Below are 20,256 nucleotides of genomic sequence, written 5' to 3' on the forward strand. Positions count from 1 at the left end.
CTGTAGGTCGATTCTAGGCGTCGCCCGATGACAGCTTGAGAATGGCCGGGCGAAGTGGCTCCGGCCGGGGCGATGGCGACCTTATAGCCGATAAAAATCGGCTTTTAAAGGTTAAACGTAAAAAATAGATATTTATTATGTTTATTTTGCCGATAAGAATCGAGTTTTACAGTCCTTCGTCCAGCACCTTGGACAGCATATCGACAAAGAAATCCACGCTGCGGCGGGTGGTGCACATCGGCGGCTTGATCTTGAGGATGTTGAGGTAGTCGCCGGTCGGTTGCATGAAGATTCCCAGCTCGCGCAGACGATCGCACAGCAGCGCGGTCTCCTCGGTCGCCGGCTCCAGGGTTTCGCGGTCGCGGATCAGTTCCGCGCCGAGGTAGAAACCGGAGCCGTGCACCGCCCCCACCAGCGGATACCGGTCGATCAGCGCTTCCAGGCGCGCCTTGAAATAGCCGCCGACCACCTGGGCGTTTTCCCAGAGCTTCTCCTCGGCCATCACGTCGAGCACGGCGATACCGATACGGCAACTGACCGGACTGCCGCCGGAGGACGAGAAGAAATAGCCCTCGGCCTCCAGCGCCTCGGCGATCTCCCGGCGGGTGATCACCGCGCCCAGCGGCTGGCCGTTGCCCATGCCCTTGGCCATGGTGATGATGTCCGGCACCACGCCTTGCTCCTCGAAGCCCCAGAAGAACTTGCCCATGCGTCCATAGCCGACCTGGACTTCATCGGCGATGCACACGCCGCCTCGGGCCCGGACCAGCGCATACACCTGCTGCAAGTAGCCCGGCGGCAGCGAGATGCCGCCGGCGTTGCCATACACCGGTTCGCAGATAAAGCCCGCCAGCTGGCGGTTCTCTTCCGCCAGCCGGGCCAGGTTGTGCTCCACGCTGCGCACGTAGTCCGGCGCACTGGCGCTGCCCCGGAACGCCCCGCGATAGGTATTCGGCGCGGTCACCGGGTGCACCCAGTCCGGGCGGCTGCTCAGGGCCTTGGGGTTGTCGGCAATCGAGGTCGACACCGCATCGGCCGCCACCGACCAGCCGTGATAGGCCTCCAGCACGCTGAGCATGTCGCGTCCGCCGCTGTAGGCCCAGGCCAGGCGGATCGCCAGGTCGTTGGCCTCGGTGCCGCTGTTGACCAGGAACACCCGGTCCATGGAGTCCGGCGCCAGGGCCAGCAGCCGCTCGGAAAACTCGGCCACGGCGGCATAGTGAAAACGCGAGTTGGTGTTGAGCAGCGACCACTGCCGCGCCGCCTCGGCCGCCATGCGCGGATGGCCATGGCCCAGCACCGCAACGTTGTTGAGCATGTCCAGGTAGGAACGGCCCTGCATGTCGATCAGGTGGTTGCGCCAGCCGCGCTCGATGCGCGGCGGGTCGACGTAGTAGTGCTTTTGCGTGCGGGCGAAGCTGGCGTCACGGCGGGCCAGCAGGTCCGCCGAGTCCAGTTCGGGCTCGGCATCGCAGGCCAGTCCCAGCAAGGTCGCCGGCGACGGGCACAACGCCTGCCAGGCGGCGGCCCGCGACGGTGTGCAGAACAGCGGCGGGATGAGCTCGGCGTACCGGCACAGTTGCACCCGCAGGGCGCCTTCGGCCTCGCCCAGCACCTGCCCCTTGACCACGGCAGCGCCAGGCTTGAGGGACGCTTTCACGCCCCAGAGCCGTACACTCAGTTGCCCGCTGGCCAATAACAGGGCGCCGTCGGCCATGACCCGCAGGGTTCCGGCGAACGGCGACTCCACGATGGTACCCGCCGGCACCTGCAAGGCCACGTGCAAGGGAAAGGTATCCGGCTCGTCGGCGCTGTCGGGCCGGGTGCGGGACAAGCGATATTGTCCGTAGCGGCTGGCCGCCAGGCCATGGGCCGCAGCCGCCTCGGCCAGCAGGCGTTCGTCGATGCCGCTCTGCTCCCAGTTCCCCGCCTCGAAATGCGGACTGAGCACGCCCAGGTCGATCAGCGCGAACTGGCGACCCACCAGCCCCGGCAGCAAGGGGGCGAAGCCTTCGTCGGCAATCGGCGCCAGGCGCTCGCCGACGGCCGTGAGTATCGCCGCCTCCATCAGTTCGAACGGCACCGAGGTGGCCACCTGGAAAATTTCCCATTCGTGGGCCAGGTTGTCGCGGCTGTAGGTATTGCCCGGGTCGATGCCGACCTGCTGTTCGCCGCTGAGTACCAGCACCGCCGCCCGCGCCACGATCAACGGCCAGAGCGCCAGCAGTTCTTCACGCTGCAACGGGTTGACCGCGTGGTAGGCCTGGACCGCCGGCAGAATCACCAACGGATCGCCTTCGGCATGGTGCAGCAGCGCCGCGCAGGTCACCGACAGGTCGGCGATGCGCCAGGTCCGGACCAGATCGCCGAAGTCGATCACGCCCTGCAGCTGCCAGTGACGCTGGGCGTCACGCCGCCAGACCACGTTATCGTCGGTGATATCCAGGTGAATGGCCTGCACCGGCAAGGCCTCGACCAGGGGTTGCAGGTGTCGCCGGGCCTGCGCGCCGGCCTCGCGAACCTGCGCTTGCCGGCTCGCATCCCCGAGCACCGGCAGCAGATGCGCGATCAGCGCGTCGGCATGCCGGGGATCCCACTGCAGGGTGCGCGCCAGGCCCGGGTGCTGGAAGTCGGCCAGGGCCAGGTCCATTTCCCCGCAGAGTCGCCCCAGGCCCGCCACCACCTCGCGGCCCAGGTGCTTGAGAGCGGTCAGCGACTGGCCTTCGATGTATTCCAGCAAACGCACGTGCACAGGCGTGCCATCCAGCACCAGGGACAGCAGGTCCTGGCCGTTGCGCGCGGCAATCACCCGCGGCACCCGCAGGCCGGCACGCCCCTCCAGGTGAGCCAGGCCCGCATGCTGGGCCTGCAACTCCAGCGTGGCGTAATCGCCATGACAGATTTTCAGGACAAAGCGGCCTTTATCGCTGTCGACGCGGTAATTGAGGTCCTGCTGGCTGCCCAGTGCCTGCAGCGTTCCAGAGAGGCCATAATGCTCTTCAAGCAGGTTCAGCGCCTGCTGCACCGAGACATTCGGGCTGGGCAAACTGGCGCGGTGAATCAACGTGGCGAGCAACATGCGACGACTCCCTGAAATTTTTATAGGGTGCCTATATCGCCATTGGTGACGTCGATACGCAAGTGCACGGATAATAGGCAGGCTGTGCGCATTCACACAAAAGGCGATCACACTTGCACCGATCCGCGCCTGCCCACAAGCTATGCTCCATTGCTCAAACGTCGTCTAAGGATAAAGGCACACCGATATGCGTATTCTAGTCACCGGCGGTGCCGGTTTTATTGGCTCCGCCCTGATTCGGCACCTGATCCTCAATACCGAGCACGAGGTGCTAAACCTCGATAAGCTCACCTATGCAGGCAACCTGGAGTCGCTGACCAGCGTCGCCACCGACAGCCGTTATGAATTCGTCCAGGCCGATATCGTCGACCAGGCCACCGTCAGTGCGGTGCTGGCCCGCTTCCAGCCCCATGCGATCATGCACCTGGCAGCGGAGTCCCATGTGGACCGCTCCATCGACGGCCCGTCGGATTTTATCCAGACCAATATCGTCGGCACCTACAGCCTGCTGGAAGCCGCCCGTGGCTACTGGTCGAAACTGGCCGAGCCCGAGAAAAGCGCGTTCCGCTTCCACCACATTTCCACCGACGAAGTGTATGGCGACCTGCACGGTGTCGATGACCTGTTCACCGAAACCACCCCGTACGCCCCCAGCTCGCCGTATTCCGCGAGCAAGGCGGCGTCCGACCACCTGGTCCGCGCCTGGCAACGCACCTATGGCCTGCCGGTGCTGCTGACCAACTGTTCGAACAACTACGGCCCGTTCCACTTCCCGGAAAAGCTGATCCCGCTGGTGATCCTCAACGCCTTGGCCGGCAAGCCGCTGCCGGTGTACGGCGACGGCCTGCAGGTGCGCGACTGGCTGTTCGTCGAGGACCACGCCCGCGCCCTGTTCAAGGTGGTGACCGACGGCGTGGTCGGCGAGACCTACAACATCGGCGGCCATAACGAGCAGAAGAACATCGATGTCGTCCGCGGCATCTGCGCCCTGCTGGAAGAGCTGGCACCGGCGCGCCCGGCCGGCGTGGAAAAATTCACCGACCTGATCACCTTCGTCAAGGATCGCCCGGGCCACGACCTGCGCTACGCCATCGACGCCGGCAAGATCGAGCGCGAGCTGGGCTGGACCCCGGAGGAGACCTTCGAAAGCGGCCTGCGCAAGACCGTGCAATGGTATCTGGAGAACCTGGAGTGGTGTCACCGCGTCCAGGACGGCAGTTATCAAGGGGAACGTCTGGGCGCATTGGACCACAAGGAGCTGTTGGCATGATGAAAGGTATTGTTCTCGCGGGCGGCTCGGGTACCCGGCTGCACCCTATTACCCTGGGTGTTTCCAAGCAGCTGCTGCCAATCTACGACAAACCGATGATCTACTACCCGATCTCGGTGCTGATGCTGGCCGGTATCCGTGAAATCCTGGTGATCTCCACCCCTCATGACCTGCCGCAGTACCGCAACCTGCTGGGCGACGGCAGCCAGTTCGGGGTCAGCTTCAGCTACGCTGAGCAACCGTCTCCGGATGGCCTGGCCCAGGCCTTCCTGATCGGCGAAGAGTTCATCGGCGACGACCCTGTGTGCCTGATCCTGGGCGATAACATCTTCCATGGTCAGTATTTCGGCGATCAGCTTAAAAACGCCGCGAAAAACTCTAAAGGCGCGACAGTTTTCGGCTATTGGGTCAAGGACCCGGAACGCTTCGGCGTGATCGACTTCGACAGCGAAGGCCGAGCCCTCTCGATCGAAGAAAAACCGGCCAAGCCGAAATCCAGCTATGCGGTGACCGGCCTGTACTTCTACGACAACGATGTGATCGAGATTGCCAAGGCGGTCAAGCCCTCGCCCCGGGGCGAGCTGGAGATCACCGACGTCAACAACGCCTACCTCAAGCGCGGTGACCTTCAGGTCGAACGCTTCGGGCGCGGGTTTGCCTGGCTCGACACCGGCACCCACGACAGCCTGCTGGAAGCCTCGCAGTACGTACAAACCATCGAACATCGCCAGGGCCTCAAGGTCGCCTGCCTGGAGGAGATCGCCTACCAGAACGGCTGGATCGATCGTGACTATCTACTGGAGCGCGCCCGCTACTTCGGCAAAACGGGCTACGGGCAGTACCTGCTCACGGTCGCGAGGGAAGATCAATGAATGTGATCATCAGCCAACTGCCTGATGTGCTGATACTCGAACCCAAGGTTTTCGGTGACAGTCGAGGCTCTTTCTACGAGAGCTTCAATGCCCGTGATTTCGCAGAGAAAACCGGCCTGTCTCCGAATTTCGTACAGGACAATCACTCGCTCTCGCAAAAAGGCGTACTGCGTGGCCTGCATTATCAACTTGAGCACACTCAGGCCAAGCTGGTGCGCGTGACGGCAGGCGAGGTCCTGGACGTCGCGGTGGATATTCGTCGCAGCTCCCCGACATTCGGCAAATGGGCCAGCGTTCACCTGTCCGCCGAAAACAATCGCCAACTGTGGATACCCGAAGGCTTCGCCCATGGCTTCGTGGTCCTCAGCGAGTACGCCGAGTTCCTCTACAAGACCACCGACTACTACACCCCCAGCGCCGAGCGCTGCATCCGCTGGGACGATCCGACCCTGGCCATCGACTGGGAATTCGACGGCACGCCCCAGCTGTCGGCCAAGGATCTGAACGGTAAATCCCTGCACGAGGCCGACCTGTTCGAATGAGTACCCGCGCCCTGAAAATCCTCATCAGCGGCCAGCACGGCCAAGTCTCCCGGGCGCTGCAACAACGGCTGGCGGACCTGGGCGAGCTGATCGTCCTGGGGCGCGACCAGCTCGACCTGGCGCACCCGGAACAGATTCGTCGACAAGTCCAGGCCCTGCGCCCCGGCCTGATCATCAACGCGGCGGCCTACACCGCCGTCGACCAGGCCGAAAGCGAAACGGAACTGGCGTTTGCCATCAACGCCACGGCACCGGGCATCTTCGCCCAGGAAGCCGCCAGCCTGGGCATCCCGCTGATCCACTACTCCACCGACTACGTGTTCGACGGCAGCAAGGACACGCCCTACACCGAAGACGACCTGCCCCAGCCCCTGAACGTCTACGGCAACAGCAAGCTGGCCGGCGAGCGGGCCATCGCCGCAGCCAACGGCCAGCACCTGATCCTGCGTACCAGTTGGGTCTACTCCAATCACGGGCGTAATTTCCTGCTGACCATGCAACGGCTGCTGCAGGAAAAGCCGGAGCTGCGCATCGTCGCCGACCAGATCGGCGCGCCCACCTGGGCCGGCACCATCGCCGCCAGCACCCGCGCCCTGATCGAGCGCTGGCAGGCCGGCCATGCCGGGGCCTGGGGCACCTACCACCTGACCGCCCGCGGGGAAACCTCCTGGTTCGGCTTCGCCCAGGCCATCGGCGAGCAATTGCTGGCCCTGGACAAACCCTGCGCCCTGCTCGAAGCCATCCCGTCCAGCGCCTATCCGACGCCCGCCACCCGGCCGTTGAACTCGCGCCTGGATTGCAGCCGCCTGTTGCACGAATGGCAGGTTGCCCAGCCCGACTGGCGCACCGCATTACGCGAGTGTCTTGCGGAGCAGGGCTGAGACATAATGCGTCGGACTTCACCGGCGCATTCTCTTCATGATCACGAGCCCCACCCTTCCCCGCAGACCCCGCTGGCGCAGCCTCGCCCTGCTGTTCCTGTGCCTGGCCCCGCTGCTGTGGCCGCTGGAGCACCTGGCCGAGCGTTACTACCGCAACGAACTGGTCAGCCAGAACCGCCAGACCCTTGACCTCTATGTCGCCAACCTGCTGGGCACCCTGCACCGCTATGAAGTCCTGCCGCAGATCCTCGGCGAACTGCCGGCCCTGCGTGACGCCTTGGCAGAACCGGGGCAAAGCCTGCGCCTGAGCAATGCCAACAACCTGCTGCAAGGCATCTGCGCCCAGACCGGCGCCGAAGTGATGTACCTGATGGACACCAGCGGCAAGACCCTGGCGGCCTCCAACTGGGACAAGCACGACAGCTTCGTCAATCGCAACTTCGCCTTCCGCCCCTATTTCACCGAAGCCATGGCCGGGCGCCTGGGGCGCTTCTTCGGCCTCGGCACCACCTCGGGCAAGCGCGGCTACTTCTTTGCCGCGGCCGTGCGCGAAGGGCAAAAGATCATCGGGGTGCTGGTGGTCAAGGTCGATCTGGACCGCACCGAAAGCCTCTGGGGCAAGACGCCGGAACAGTTGATGATGACCGACCACAACGGCGTGGTCATTCTCACCTCGCACCCGGAATGGCGCTTCCGCTCGACCCGCGTCCTGAGCGAACAGGAGCGCAACGCAATCACCGCCGTGCAACCCTACCCGACCCGCAATCCCCAGCCCTTGCTCCTCAATCCCGATGCCTGGCTGACCCAGACCCAACAGATCGAGGAAACCGGCTGGAACGTGAGTATCCTGGCGCCACGGAGCCTGGTCGACCGCCCGGTACGGACCGTCGTCGCGGTCGGCGGCGCCACCCTGCTGGTGCTGATGCTGCTGCTCGGCCTGATGATGCAACGGCGCCGCCATTACCTGGATCGGATCGCCTTCGAGGCCAAGACCCGGCGCGAACTGGAAATGCGCGTGGCCGAACGCACCAGCGACCTGGAAGGCCTCAACCGCCGTCTCAAGCAGGAAGTACTGGAGCGCGAACAGGCCCAGCAGGAACTGGTGCGCGCCCAGGATGACCTGGTCCAGGCCGGCAAGCTCTCGGCCCTGGGCACCATGTCGGCGAGCATCAGCCACGAACTCAACCAGCCGCTGGCGGCCATCCGCAGCTACGCGGAAAACGCCGAAGTGCTGCTCGACCACCAGCGCACCGACGACGCCCGCGGCAACCTCAAGCTGATCAGCGAACTGACCGGGCGCATGGCCTCGATCATCGCCCACCTGCGCGCCTTCGCCCGACGCGACCGGCATGCCCCGGAAAGCGTGGCCCTGCAACCGGCCCTGGACGATGCCCTGGCCTTGCTGGCCAAGCGCCGGCGGGCCATGGAAGTCGAACTGATCCGCGACCTGCCGGCGGCCACCTTGTGGGTCCAGGCCGGCGAAACCCGCCTGCGCCAGGTGCTCGGCAACCTGCTGGCGAACGCCCTCGACGCCCTGACCGAAAAGGGTCCGCCGCGTAAACTCTGGTTGAGTGCCCAATCTTCCGAACAGGGCGTCAGTCTGACGATTCGCGACAACGGCCCGGGCTTCTGCCTGGAAGCCCTGGACCGCGCCGGCGAACCGTTCTACACCACCAAGACACGGACTCAAGGCCTGGGCCTGGGCCTGGCGATCTGCGATTCGCTGATGCGCGCCTTCGGCGGCGAGCTGTTGTTCGCCAACGACCGCGAAGGCGGCGCCTTGATCACCCTGCGGATGCGCGCCGGCGCACCCGGGGTCAGCTTGCAACCTCCCGAGGACTCGAGTGTATGAAAATCGACCACCAGATCCAGGTGGTGCTGATCGACGACGATCCCCACTTGCGCCAGGCCTTGAGCCAGACCCTGGACCTGGCCGGCCTGAAGATCCTGCCGCTGGCCGAAGCCCAGGGCCTGGCCGCGCAGATCGAGCGCGACTGGCCAGGGGTCGTCGTCAGCGACATCCGCATGCCCGGCATGGATGGCCTGGAGCTGCTCAAGGCGCTGCATGACCAGGACCCGGAACTGCCGGTGCTGCTGATCACCGGTCACGGCGATGTGCCCCTGGCCGTGCAGGCCATGCGCGCCGGTGCCTATGACTTCCTGGAGAAACCCTTCGCCAGCGATGCCCTGCTCGACAGCGTGCGCAGGGCCCTGGCCTGGCGCCGCCTGGTGCTGGACAACCGCAGCCTGCGCCTGGCCCTGAGCGACCGCCAAGAGCTCAGTGCGCGACTGGTCGGGCACTCGCCGCAGATGCTGCGCCTGCGCGAACAGATCGGTGCCCTGGCGGCGACCCGGGCCGATGTCTTGATCCTCGGTGAAACCGGCGCCGGCAAGGAAGTCGTGGCCCGGGCGCTGCACGACCTGTCGAGCCGCCGCAACGGCCCCTTCGTGGCGATCAACGCCGGGGCATTGGCCGAGTCGGTGGTGGAAAGCGAACTGTTCGGCCATGAACCGGGGGCCTTTACCGGGGCGCAGAAACGCCGGATCGGCAAGTTCGAATTCGCCAACGGCGGCACCCTGTTCCTCGACGAAATCGAAAGCATGAGCCTGGACGTGCAGGTCAAGCTGCTGCGGCTGTTGCAGGAGCGGGTGGTCGAACGCCTCGGCGGCAACCAGCAGATCCCCCTGGATATCCGGGTCATCGCCGCCGCCAAGGAAGACCTGCGCCAGGCCGCCGACCAGGGGCGCTTCCGCGCCGACCTGTATTACCGCCTGAATGTCGCGCCGCTGCGGATTCCGCCGCTGCGCGAACGCGGCGAAGACGCCCTGATGCTGTTCCAGCACTTCGCCGACGAAGCCAGCGCCCGCCACGGCCTGCCGCCCCATACCCTGCAACCGGCGCAGCGTGGCCTGCTGTTGCGGCATACCTGGCCGGGCAATGTCCGCGAACTGCAAAATGCCGCGGAGCGTTTTGCCCTCGGCCTGGAACTGGCCCTGGACAACAACACCCCGAGCATCTCGATGCGAGCATTGCCGGGCACCCGGGTACGAGCTTGAGCGAGCAGGTGGAGCACTTCGAGAAATCCCTGATCGCCGCCGAGCTGGCCCGCTCCCACGGCTCGTTGCGCAGCCTCGCCGAAGCCCTGGGCATTCCGCGCAAGACCCTGCACGACAAGCTACGCAAACACGGCTTGAGTTTCGACAGCGTCGGCAGCGCCGCCAGCGACGAACTCGAATGAATCACACCCAAGAGGTCAGTGCATGAACCGCGACAGTCGTTACCTGGAATCCGTCCTCCATCAGGACATTCCGCTTACCCGCGACATGGGCCTCAAGGTCCTCGACTGGCAGGCCGGGCAGTTGCGCCTGCACCTGCCGCTGGAGCCCAACGTCAACCACAAGAGCACCATGTTCGGCGGCAGTCTCTATTGCGGCGCGGTACTGGCCGGCTGGGGCTGGTTGCACCTGAGCCAGCGCGAGGCCGGCATCGTGGATGGGCATATCGTGATCCAGGAAGGCCGGATCGATTATCCGTTTCCGGTGACCGGAGATGCCCAGGCGATCTGCGATGCGCCGGAGGAGAAGGTCTGGAAAAAATTCCTGGCGACTTACCAGCGCTATGGCCGGGCGCGGCTGACCCTCGAGACGCGGGTGGTGAATGCGGGCAGTGAAGAAGCAGCGGTGCGCTTCAGCGGGCAATATGTGTTGCACCGCTGAAGCGCTGTTCTCAGCCGCGCAGCAGGTCCGGCAATTGCCCACGCCATTGCGCATTGGCCGGTAGCGCCAGGAAAAACGGATTGAGCAACGACTCCCGCGCCGGATAGCTGAAGCGCTCGCCGCTCAGCTCCAGCACCTCGCCCCCCGCGCCTTCCAGCACGCCCTGGGCCGCCGCTGTGTCCCACTGCGAGGTTGGCGCCAGACGCGGATAGAAGTCCGCCGCGCCTTCAGCCAACAGGCAGAACTTCAGCGAACTGCCGATATTCGCCAACGCCAGCTCGCCGAGACTGTCGCTCAGCCCCGCCAGCAGTTTCTCCTGCTCCGGGCTCGAATGCCGACGACTGGCGACAACGGTAAACGCCTCTCCCGCCGCCGGCACCTCACGTACCCGGATCGGCTGCGGCGCCGCGTCGACGTCCGCACGCCATGCACCCAGGCCGGCGCCGCCAAAATAGCAGCGACCATTGGTCGGCATCGACACCACGCCGAAGACCACCCGCCCCTGCTCGATCAGCGCAATGTTCACCGTGAACTCTTCGCTGCCGGCGATGAACTCCTTGGTGCCGTCCAGCGGGTCCACCAGCCACCAACGCTGCCAGCCGGCACGCACCGCCAGGGCAATATCGGCGTCCTCTTCGGACAACACCGGGATACTCGGGTCCAGCGCCGTCAAGCCGTCGAGGATCAGGTGATGGGCGGCGATATCGGCGGCGGTCACCGGCGAGGCATCGGCCTTGTCCGTGACCTGCACATTCGCCCGCCAGAACGGCAGGATGACTTCGCCGGCCCGGCGCGCCAGGTCGATCACCGGGGCCAGGTAGGGGTGCGGCAGATTCGAAAAAAACTCACTCACGATTGAAAGACTCCACGCTGGGTCAACAGGTCTCGCGCCAGATACAACGCCGCCAGCGCACGCCCCTCGCTGAACTGCGGGTTCTGCACCAGGCCAGACAATTCACGCAGGTTGACACGATCGACCCGCATCGGCTCCGGTTCGTCGCCTTCCAGGCGCTCCTCGTACAGGTCACTGGCCAGGACCACCTGGATCTTCTGGCTCATGTAGCCGGGGGACAAGGACAGCTCGGTCAGGTGCTCCAGTTGCCGGGCGCCATAACCTGCCTCTTCCTTGAGCTCGCGTTCGGCCGCCGCCAGCACGTCCTCGCCCGGCTCGATCAGGCCCTTGGGCAGGGACAGCTCGTATTCGTCGGTGCCGCCGCAATACTCCTCCACCAGCAGGGCATGTTCGGCATCGATCATCGCCACGATCATCACCGCCCCATAACCGGCGCCCCGGCCAACCAGACGCTCGTAGGTTCGCTCGACGCCGTTGGAAAAGCGCAGTTGCACTTCTTCGACACGGAACAAACGGCTGCTGGCGACGATCTCGCGGGCGAGGACGGTGGGTTTCTGGCGCATGGGGCGGCTCCTGGGCGTGAACGGGTTACTATACCGTGGCTTTCCGATTGTCTGTTGCCTCCTATCTTTTTACCGCTCGAGAAGTTTCCCATGCCCTCATTGCCCTGGCGCGACATCGACACCGTTCTGCTGGATATGGACGGCACCCTGCTGGACCTGCACTACGACAACCATTTCTGGATGGAGCACCTGCCCAAGCGGTATGCCGAACTGCATGGTGTCAGCCGGGAACTGGCCGAGCAGGAACTCATGCCCTTGTTCAAGAACCATGCGGGCCAGTTGAAATGGTACTGCCTGGACTTCTGGAGCGCCGAGTTGAAGCTGCCGGTGCGTGAGCTGAAACAGGAGACGGCCCACCTGATTGCCCTGCGCCCGAACGCCGATACCTTTCTGGCGGCCATCCGAAAGGCCGGCAAGCGGGTCATCCTGATCACCAACGCCCACCGCGATTCCCTGTCATTGAAGCTGGAGCGGATCGAACTGGCGCCGTATTTCGAACGCTTGATCAGCTCCCATGACTACGGCTTCGCCAAGGAAGACCCGCAGTTCTGGGACGCCTTGCAGGCCGATATCGGCTTCGACCCGGCCCGCAGCCTGTTTATCGACGACACCTTGCCGATCCTGCGCAGCGCCCGGCGTTTCGGCGTGGTGCACCTGCTGGCGGTCAGCGAACCGGACAGCCGCAAGGGGCCCAAGGACACCGAGGAGTTCGAGGCCACGGGCGACTACCGGACATTGATCGAAGGCCTGGAATAAGGAAGCTTGAAGCCGGGCGCGCTAGAATCCACCGCTGCACAGCCCGCGGAGCGACGATGGACATCAAGCAGCTGAAATTCCTGATTGCCCTGGACGAAACCCGGCACTTCGGCCAGGCGGCGGCGCGCTGCCACATCACCCAGCCGACGCTGTCCATGCGCCTGCGCAGCCTGGAAGAGGAACTCGACCTGCAACTGGTCAACCGCGGCCAGCGTTTCGAAGGCTTCACCGCCCCCGGCGAACGCGTGCTGGCCTGGGCCCGTACCGTACTGGCGGCCTACGACGGCCTGCAGGCCGAAGCCGCCGCCTGTCGCGGCAACCTGGTCGGCACCCTGCGTCTGGGCGTGGTGCCGTTGTCCAGCTTCGATCCGGTGCAGCTGATGCAACGCCTGCATCGCGAACACCCGAACCTGCGCTTCGAACTCTCATCCCTGAGCTCCGAGCAGATCCTCGAACAGCTGGCGAGCAACCGCCTGGACCTCGGCGTGTCCTATCTGGAACGCCTGGACACCGAGCGCTTCGAGGCCCTGGCCCTGGAGGAAACCCCCATGGGCCTGCTCTACGACCGGCGCTTCTTCAGTTTCAGCGACCAGCCCCTGAGCTGGGAAGCGCTGATCGAGCTGCCCCTGGGCATGCTCACCAGCGGCATGCACTTTCGCCAGTCCATCGATCACAACTTCCACAGCCGTGGCCTGACCCCGCAACCGCTGCTGCAAACCGATGCCGTTCATCAACTGCTGCAAGCCGTCCACGGCGGCCTGTGTTGCGCCATCATGCCGCTGCACGACGGTCTTGAAGCCCTGAGCGACCACCTGCGCCTGCAACCCATAGCCGAAGCCAGGACCCTGGCACGCCTCGGCCTGATCATGCGCCGGGGCGCGCCACGCTCGGCACTGGCGGAAGCCTGTTTCGCCCTCTACCAACAATGGCCAAACAAGTCTTGATCGACACCATCTATCATCGGATCATTACTAACGATTAGACGCGACCCTTTGCCGCGCCTAGTCTTGACACTGAATATCCCGCCGGTAATGCCCCTATGAACGTCAAGGACCCGACCTGCGCGCTCCCTGCCGTCTCGACAGCCGCGCCCGCCGCCAGCCAGAGCTACCAGTACAGCGACCTCGAGCGCAGCGAAACCGCCGAGACGGCACTGGCCGAAGAAGTGGCCCTGGCGATCGCCTACAACGGCATCAGCCAGGCGGTCATGCTGGTCACCCCCACCGACCTCGAAGACTTCATCGTCGGTTTCAGCATCGGCAGCGGCATCATTGCCGACGCCACTGAAATCTACGACCTGAAGCTCAGCGGCAGCGGCTCTGCGCAGTACGCCCAGGTGGAAATCGCCAGTCGCGCCTTCTGGAACCTCAAGCAGCAGCGCCGCCAGCTGGCCGGTACCAGCGGCTGCGGCCTGTGCGGTGTGGAAGCGCTGGAGCAGGCCCTGCCCGAACTCACCGTACTGCCCGGCGCGCCCTTGCCACCCGCCGCCTGGCTCGACGGCCTGCGCCAACGCATCGGCGCCTTCCAGCCCCTGGGGCAATACTCCGGGGCAGTGCACGCCGCCCTGTTCATGAACGACCAGGGCGAACTGCTGCTGGGCCGCGAAGACATCGGCCGACACAACGCCCTGGACAAGCTGATCGGCGCCCTGATCCGACAGAACATCCCGACCGCCGGCGGCCTGGTAATTGTTACAAGCCGTTGCAGCCTCGAATTGATCCAGAAAGTCCTGCGCGCCGGCATCCAGACCCTGGTCAGCCTGTCGTCGCCCACCGGCCTGGCCCTGCAGTGGGCGCGCCGACACAACCTCAATCTCATTCACCTGCCGCAAAAGAATGCGCCGCGGGTCTACAGCCCTGCGATGGAGAAACCCGCGTGAGCAAGCATCAACAAGCCGACCAGATCCCGACCCCACGCTACAAGCCCTACAAGGGCGCGGCAGGGGGTTGGGGCGCGCTGATCAGCGTGGCCCAGGCCTGGTTGACCAGCGACAACGCGCTGAAGAACCTGCGCATGATGCTCAAGACCAACCAGAACGGCGGCTTCGACTGCCCGGGTTGCGCCTGGGGCGACTCGCCGGAAAGCGGCATGGTCAAGTTCTGCGAGAACGGCGCCAAGGCGGTCAACTGGGAAGCCACCAAACGGCGGGTGGATGCGGCTTTCTTTGCCAAGCACAGCGTCACCTCGCTATTCGAGCAGAGCGACTACTGGCTGGAATACCAGGGCCGCCTAACTGAGCCGATGCGCTACGACCCGCTCACCGACCGCTACAAGCCCATCAGCTGGGACGCCGCCTATGCCCTGGTGGCCAAGCACCTGCTCAACCTGACCAGCCCCGATCAGGCCGAGTTCTATACCTCGGGCCGGGCCAGCAACGAGGCGGCGTACCTGTATCAACTGTTCGTGCGGGCGTTCGGCACCAACAACTTTCCCGACTGCTCGAACATGTGCCACGAGGCCAGCGGCGTGGCCCTGGCCCAGAGTGTCGGGGTCGGCAAGGGCACCGTGACCTTTGACGACTTCGAACACGCCGACGCGATTTTCGTCTGGGGCCAGAACCCCGGCACCAACCACCCGCGGATGCTCGAACCGCTGCGTGAAGCCGTGAAACGCGGGGGCCAGGTGGTCTGCATCAACCCGCTCAAGGAGCGCGGCCTGGAACGCTTCCAGCACCCGCAGCACCCGCTGGAAATGCTCACCAACGGCGACAAGCCGACCAACACCGCCTTTTTCCGCCCGGCCCTGGGCGGCGACATGGCCGTGCTGCGGGGCATGGCCAAGTTCCTGCTGCAATGGGAACGCGAGGCCCAGGCGGCGAACGAGCCGTCGCTGTTCGACCATGAGTTCCTCAACGAACACACCGCCAATGTCCTCGACTACCTGGCCGCCATCGACGACACCCCCTGGGAGCAGATCGTCGCGCAATCCGGGCTGACCCTGGTGGAGATCGAACAGGCCGCGCGGATGTACGTCAAAGGCAAGAACGTCATCATGTGCTGGGCCATGGGCATCACCCAGCACCGTCACTCGGTGGCGACCATCCAGGAAATCGCCAACCTGATGCTGCTGCGCGGCAATGTCGGCCGCCCCGGCGCGGGCCTGTGCCCGGTGCGTGGCCACAGCAACGTGCAGGGCGACCGCACCATGGGCATCAACGAGCGGCCACCGGCGGCCTTCCTCGACGCCCTTGAGCGACGTTTCCAGTTCAAGGTGCCACGCAGCAACGGCCATAACGTGGTCGAAGCCATTCACGCCATGCTCGACGGTCGGGCCAAGGTGTTTATCGGCCTGGGCGGCAACTTCGCCCAGGCGACCCCGGACAGCCCGCGCACCTTCCAAGCCCTGCGCAACTGCGAGCTGACCGTGCAGATCAGCACCAAGCTCAACCGCAGCCACCTGACCCACGGCAAGGAAGCGCTGATCCTGCCGTGCCTGGGCCGCACCGACATCGACATACAGCGCGAAGGTCCGCAGGCCGTCACCGTCGAAGACTCGTTCAGCATGGTCCACGCCTCCAACGGCCAGTTGCAGCCGCAGTCGCAACAGATGCGCTCGGAGCCGGCCATCCTCGCCGGCATCGCCGCCGCGACCCTGGGGGCGCACCCGGTGGACTGGAACTGGCTGGTAGCCGACTACAGGCGCATCCGCGACCTGATCGCCGACACCATTCCCGGCTTCAAGGACTTCAACCAGCGTCTCGAACACCCGGGTGGTTTCCACCTGGGCAACGCCGCGGGCTCGCGCCGCTGGAACACCCCGTCGGGCCGGGCGAACTTCCGTTCGAACAGCCTGCCGGCCGATCTGATCCACGAACGCATCCACGCCACCGGCAAGAAACCGGACCTGATCCTGCAATCGATGCGTTCCCACGACCAGTACAACACCACCATCTACGGCCTCGATGATCGCTACCGTGGGGTCAAGGGCCAGCGCGACGTGTTGTTCGTCAATGAAGCGGACATCATCCGCCTGGGCTTCAAGCCGGGCCAGAAGGCCGACATCGTCTCGCTCTGGGAAGATGGCCGCGAACGTCGGGTCAAGGGTTTCACCCTGCTGGCGTTCGATATCCCCGCGGGACAGGCGGCCGCCTATTACCCGGAAGTGAACCCGCTGATACCGCTGGAAAGCTTCGGCGACGACAGCTACACCCCGACCTCCAAGTTCGTCGCCATTGTCCTCGAGCAGGCCAGCGAAACCGGGCTGATCATGGCGAAAGCCGGCTGATCGCGGACGACACTCCCGACGCTATAACCGGTGCGTTGAATAACGCGCCGGACAATAGCAAAAGGCCATTCGACAAACCCGCATCCCTTTACTAGAGTCTGCGAGCAGTGCCTGCCATTCACTCACCCGAGTGCGATTCCCGGCACCCGCCCAGGGAACCTGCCCGCAGGTCGGGCAACGTCCTCTTTAGCACGGATTGCGGAGAGCATTCATGTCGATCACGCCCGGTCATACCACGCACCACCACGGCGACACCCCGTCCTCCTCCCACAAAGACCATCGCATCGTCAGCGCCGCGATCCACCCCGCCATCGGCGTGGCGCGGGTCGGCAACAGCGAGTCGGAGTACTTTGTCGGTCCCCAGGTCACCTCACCACGGCCCGAGCCCCTGGGCTTCTACCGCGATGCCCAGGGCGCGCTGAAGCGCCAGGCCGCCGAGTTCCGGATCTACGGTTACAACGTGGCCGGCGAAGTGGTGGCGGAACTGACCGCCGAGAACGCCGACATCATCTGGTCGGCCCATGTCGCCAACAGCAAGGCACAGTGGTACCAGTGGCAACTGGCGATGGACATCCCCGAAGCCGCCACCGTGGTGCTGCCCCTGCGCAACGCCAAGATCACCGATCCCAAGGCCCGTGCGACCTTGACCATAGACGGCGGCCTGCAAAGCATCAGCGGGCCGAACCGCAGCGGCGTCGAATTCAACGGGCAATACGAAGACACCCCGGTCTACCTTGGCGAGCTGCGCACCGACGCCCATGGCCGGCTGCTGTTCCTCGGCGGACGCGGTGTCTCGGCTTCGCCCAAGGGCACGCCGATCTTCAACCCGACCGACGACAACAGCTTCATCAACGCCGACGGCTGGTTCGACGACACCTCCGATGGCCCGGTCAGCGCCCAGGTCAGTATTGGCGGTCGCTCGATCCCGGTGGAGTCGGCCTGGGTGGTCACCGCGCCGCCGAACTACGCGCCGCAAGTCAAGGCCGTGCGCACTCTGTACGACCTGACCTACGACCTGTTCATCCAGGCCGGCTGGCTGACCCCGAATACCACGGTCTCGTTCCGCCACGACGTCTACCCGATCCTGCAACGCCTGTCGGGCCTGCAATGGGTCAACCAGGGCTTCGCCACCCAGTTCGGCCACGGCGGCCCCTACAACTTCGAAGACCCGTCGTTCATCGCCAAGCTGGCCAGCAAACCCCCATCGAAGAACTACGACCTCTACGCCGAAACCCGTCGGCAGATTCTCAACAGCTTCCGCCTGCCCGATCCGGCCGACGGCAACGTATTGCCCTGGCCATGGATCTATGGCGACTTCATGAGCGCAGTGCCCAACCCGAGCCCACGGCAGAATTCGGCGATTACCCAGACCCAGTACCTGGTCCTCAGCAGCTGGGCTGCCGGCGCCTTCGAAGCTGACTGGTCGAGCGAGCCGCCGCCGGGTCACCTCGATTCGGTGCCCTTGGCCGAACAGCCGGCGATGCTCGACCGCGCGGCCCTGGATTTCTGCCTGGCCGATGCCTTCCACCCCGGCTGCGAACTGACCTGGCCGATGCGCCACTTGCCGCTGTACGCCAAGCCCTGGCGCATTCGCCAACGCCCGGCGAACAGCCCGCAACCCGACTACGGGCCGACCCTGGACCAGACCCAGGCGCTGGCCGTCGGCGGCCCGTTGTACGGACAAGGTCCCGGCGATCTCAACCGCTGGATGGGCCTGCCCTGGCAAGCCGACACCGCTTATTGCCGGGGCGGCTACGACCCGTCCTACAACCCGTTCACCTCGACGTTCTGGCCAGCCCGCGTCCCCAACCAGGTGCTCAGCGATACCGACTACGCCCTGGTCATCGACCCCTCGGTGGCGCCGGAGCAACGTCGCGACGCCTTTGCCGATCGCAGCAACTGGAACGCGCCGCTGGACATCAACTATCCGAAAAAGACCCCGACCGCCGTACAGATGCAGACCATGGTCGATATCTTCGGCTCCATGGGCCTGCTGGAAGTGCGCCACGGGGTTCACGGCAGCCCGCTGTACCCCGACACCATGATGGTTGCCAGCTATGGCCCGGCCATTCCCCAGGCGCAGACCTTTGCCAGTCCGCAGCTGGCCGCCGACTTTGCCGCGGCGGGCAGCCCACCGAGTGCGGGCCCACGACCACCCAAGGGCGCCAACTTCAGCAGCCAGGAAGAAGCGTTGCAGGCCCCTCGAGCGGTCAAACCCGGAAACCGTCCGATCTAGATGGAGCGCTACGACGTCGCCATCATCGGTGGCGGCCCGGCGGGCTCGGCGACCGCCATTACCCTGGGTCGCCTGGGCTGGCGAGTGCTGCTGGCCGATTCCGCACCCGCCGGGCGCTTTCGGGTGGGCGAAGGTTTTCCGCCGGCGGCCCGCTCGCTGCTCAATGACCTGGAGCTGCTCGACGGGTTTCTCGCCGCCGGGCATCGCACCAGCCATGGCAATGTCTCCCTGTGGGGTTCGGACGAGCCCCACATGGACGACTTCATCTTTCACACCCACGGCCAGGGCTACCAACTGGACCGTGCCGCTTTCGACAGCCAACTGCGCGCGGCGGCGCGACAGGTCGGGGTGTCGGTTCGCGAATCGACCCGACTGAGCCAGACCGCCGACGAGGATGGCTTTCACCTGCGGCTGGCCCACGACGGCTACGAACACCTGGCCCACAGCCGCTGGCTGATCGATGCCGGCGGCCGCCCGGCCGTGTTCGCACGCCAGCAGGGCGCGCAGCGCCGGGAGAATGATCGACTGGTGGCGTTCTATCTGTTGCTGCACAGTTCACAAGGCACGGACCAGGACGGGCGGACCCTGGTCGAGGCGGTCGAGAGCGGCTGGTGGTACAGCGTGCTGCTGCCTTCGGGAGAACGGCTGGTGACCTACCTAAGCGATCTCGACCTGCTGGATCGCCAGCGGCTGCTGAACAGCGAAGGTCTGTGGCAGAAGTTGGCGCAGACGCGCCTGTTGTCGCCGTTGTGCCAAACCCACGGCTACCGCCCCGGCACCTCGGTCCACGGCATGGACGCCAGCAGCGGGCGGCTTTCCGTGTTCCACGGCTCGCGTTGGGCGGCCGTCGGGGATGCGGCCCTGTCCTTCGATCCGCTGTCCTCGCAAGGCATCGCCACCGCACTTTACTGCGGCCAGCACTGCGCGCGGGCCGTGCACGACGCGCTGCAAGGCAACCCCGAGGCACTGGCAGGCTATGCCGATCTGCTGACACGGATCTACACCGCCTACCTGGACAACCGGCAGCAGTTCTACGGGATGGAAAAACGCTGGGGCGAATCGACTTTCTGGAACCGACGTCAGGTCCGGGAAACGCCTTCTCAGCCGCGCTGAACGCACGAAACGGGGAGATTCAATCGGGCTGAGACCGTCTTTTATCGACTAAGTTCCCCAGTAAAAACAGTAAGTTATGATTTTGTATACAACCCGTGCTATTCGTCGGATTTCCATTGTAACTATTCCTACACAAGCCTCAGGATCGCG

The 20,256-nt window shown here is 64.9% G+C and carries 15 protein-coding genes and 1 pseudogene; 13 read left to right on the forward strand and 3 right to left on the reverse strand.

All coding sequences use genetic code 11. The features are described from left to right. Nucleotides 1–166 precede the first annotated feature (166 nt). The gene (locus NUH87_RS15910; protein ID WP_338521532.1) at nt 167–3,079 is read right to left on the reverse strand and encodes an aminotransferase; all 2,913 of its coding nucleotides are present in this window, start codon (nt 3,077–3,079) and stop codon (nt 167–169) included. A 187-nt stretch (nt 3,080–3,266) separates the two neighbouring features. Between NUH87_RS15910 and rfbB the strand changes: the two genes are divergently transcribed. The 7 genes and pseudogenes from rfbB (at nt 3,267) to NUH87_RS15945 (ending at nt 10,361) form a co-directional block, all read left to right on the forward strand. Further along, complete coding sequence (rfbB, locus tag NUH87_RS15915) at nt 3,267–4,349, forward strand: dTDP-glucose 4,6-dehydratase (protein WP_338521534.1); 1,083 nt, start codon at nt 3,267–3,269, stop codon at nt 4,347–4,349. After that, entirely contained in the window at nt 4,346–5,221 is an 876-nt protein-coding gene (gene rfbA, locus NUH87_RS15920) for a glucose-1-phosphate thymidylyltransferase RfbA (RefSeq protein ID WP_338521536.1), read from the forward strand. Before rfbB ends, rfbA begins: the two co-directional genes overlap by 4 nt. Further along, on the forward strand, nt 5,218–5,763 hold the full coding sequence (gene rfbC, locus NUH87_RS15925; protein ID WP_338521538.1) for a dTDP-4-dehydrorhamnose 3,5-epimerase: 546 nt from the start codon (nt 5,218–5,220) through the stop codon (nt 5,761–5,763). Before rfbA ends, rfbC begins: the two co-directional genes overlap by 4 nt. After that, a complete protein-coding gene (rfbD, locus tag NUH87_RS15930; RefSeq protein WP_338521540.1) occupies nt 5,760–6,644 on the forward strand; it encodes a dTDP-4-dehydrorhamnose reductase in 885 nt (294 codons plus the stop codon). The genes rfbC and rfbD overlap by 4 nt, the downstream gene beginning before the upstream one ends. A 37-nt stretch (nt 6,645–6,681) precedes the next feature. Further along, nucleotides 6,682–8,496: a sensor histidine kinase gene (locus NUH87_RS15935; protein WP_338521542.1), complete on the forward strand. Its 1,815-nt coding sequence runs from the start codon at nt 6,682–6,684 to the stop codon at nt 8,494–8,496. Beyond that, nucleotides 8,493–9,883 (forward strand): annotated as a pseudogene (locus NUH87_RS15940) (sigma-54-dependent transcriptional regulator). Before NUH87_RS15935 ends, NUH87_RS15940 begins: the two are co-directional and overlap by 4 nt. 22 nt (nt 9,884–9,905) lie before the next feature. Next, on the forward strand, nt 9,906–10,361 hold the full coding sequence (locus NUH87_RS15945; RefSeq protein ID WP_338521544.1) for a YiiD C-terminal domain-containing protein: 456 nt from the start codon (nt 9,906–9,908) through the stop codon (nt 10,359–10,361). A 10-nt stretch (nt 10,362–10,371) separates the two neighbouring features. On the opposite strand, the gene cysQ is transcribed toward NUH87_RS15945, so the two are convergent. Together cysQ and nudE are read right to left on the reverse strand one after the other, a co-directional pair. Next, nucleotides 10,372–11,214, reverse strand: a complete 843-nt coding sequence (gene cysQ / locus NUH87_RS15950; RefSeq protein WP_338521546.1) for a 3'(2'),5'-bisphosphate nucleotidase CysQ — start codon at nt 11,212–11,214, stop codon at nt 10,372–10,374. Beyond that, nucleotides 11,211–11,777 (reverse strand): ADP compounds hydrolase NudE, encoded by a 567-nt coding sequence (nudE, locus tag NUH87_RS15955; RefSeq protein WP_040072107.1) that lies wholly within the window; start codon nt 11,775–11,777, stop codon nt 11,211–11,213. Before nudE ends, cysQ begins: the two co-directional genes overlap by 4 nt. Before the next feature lie 90 nt (nt 11,778–11,867). Here nudE and yrfG point away from each other — a divergent pair, with 90 nt between their 5' ends. The 6 genes from yrfG to NUH87_RS15985 all read left to right on the forward strand — a co-directional run bounded on the left by yrfG (nt 11,868) and on the right by NUH87_RS15985 (nt 20,106). Continuing rightward, entirely contained in the window at nt 11,868–12,533 is a 666-nt protein-coding gene (yrfG, locus tag NUH87_RS15960; RefSeq protein ID WP_338521549.1) for a GMP/IMP nucleotidase, read from the forward strand. Nucleotides 12,534–12,589: 56 nt separating this feature from the next. After that, complete coding sequence (locus NUH87_RS15965) at nt 12,590–13,477, forward strand: LysR family transcriptional regulator (RefSeq protein ID WP_040072105.1); 888 nt, start codon at nt 12,590–12,592, stop codon at nt 13,475–13,477. A gap of 95 nt (nt 13,478–13,572) precedes the next feature. After that, nucleotides 13,573–14,412: a formate dehydrogenase accessory sulfurtransferase FdhD gene (gene fdhD, locus NUH87_RS15970; RefSeq protein WP_338521551.1), complete on the forward strand. Its 840-nt coding sequence runs from the start codon at nt 13,573–13,575 to the stop codon at nt 14,410–14,412. Then, a complete protein-coding gene (locus NUH87_RS15975; protein ID WP_338521554.1) occupies nt 14,409–16,757 on the forward strand; it encodes an FdhF/YdeP family oxidoreductase in 2,349 nt (782 codons plus the stop codon). The genes fdhD and NUH87_RS15975 overlap by 4 nt, the downstream gene beginning before the upstream one ends. 211 nt (nt 16,758–16,968) lie before the next feature. Continuing rightward, nucleotides 16,969–18,993, forward strand: a complete 2,025-nt coding sequence (locus tag NUH87_RS15980) for a LodA/GoxA family CTQ-dependent oxidase (RefSeq protein ID WP_338521556.1) — start codon at nt 16,969–16,971, stop codon at nt 18,991–18,993. Next, nucleotides 18,994–20,106: an NAD(P)/FAD-dependent oxidoreductase gene (locus NUH87_RS15985; RefSeq protein ID WP_338521558.1), complete on the forward strand. Its 1,113-nt coding sequence runs from the start codon at nt 18,994–18,996 to the stop codon at nt 20,104–20,106. The last annotated feature ends 150 nt before the right edge of the window (nt 20,107–20,256 follow it).

The sequence above is a fragment of the Pseudomonas batumici genome (genome assembly GCF_036585405.1).
In the GTDB taxonomy this organism is placed as follows: domain Bacteria; phylum Pseudomonadota; class Gammaproteobacteria; order Pseudomonadales; family Pseudomonadaceae; genus Aquipseudomonas; species Aquipseudomonas batumici.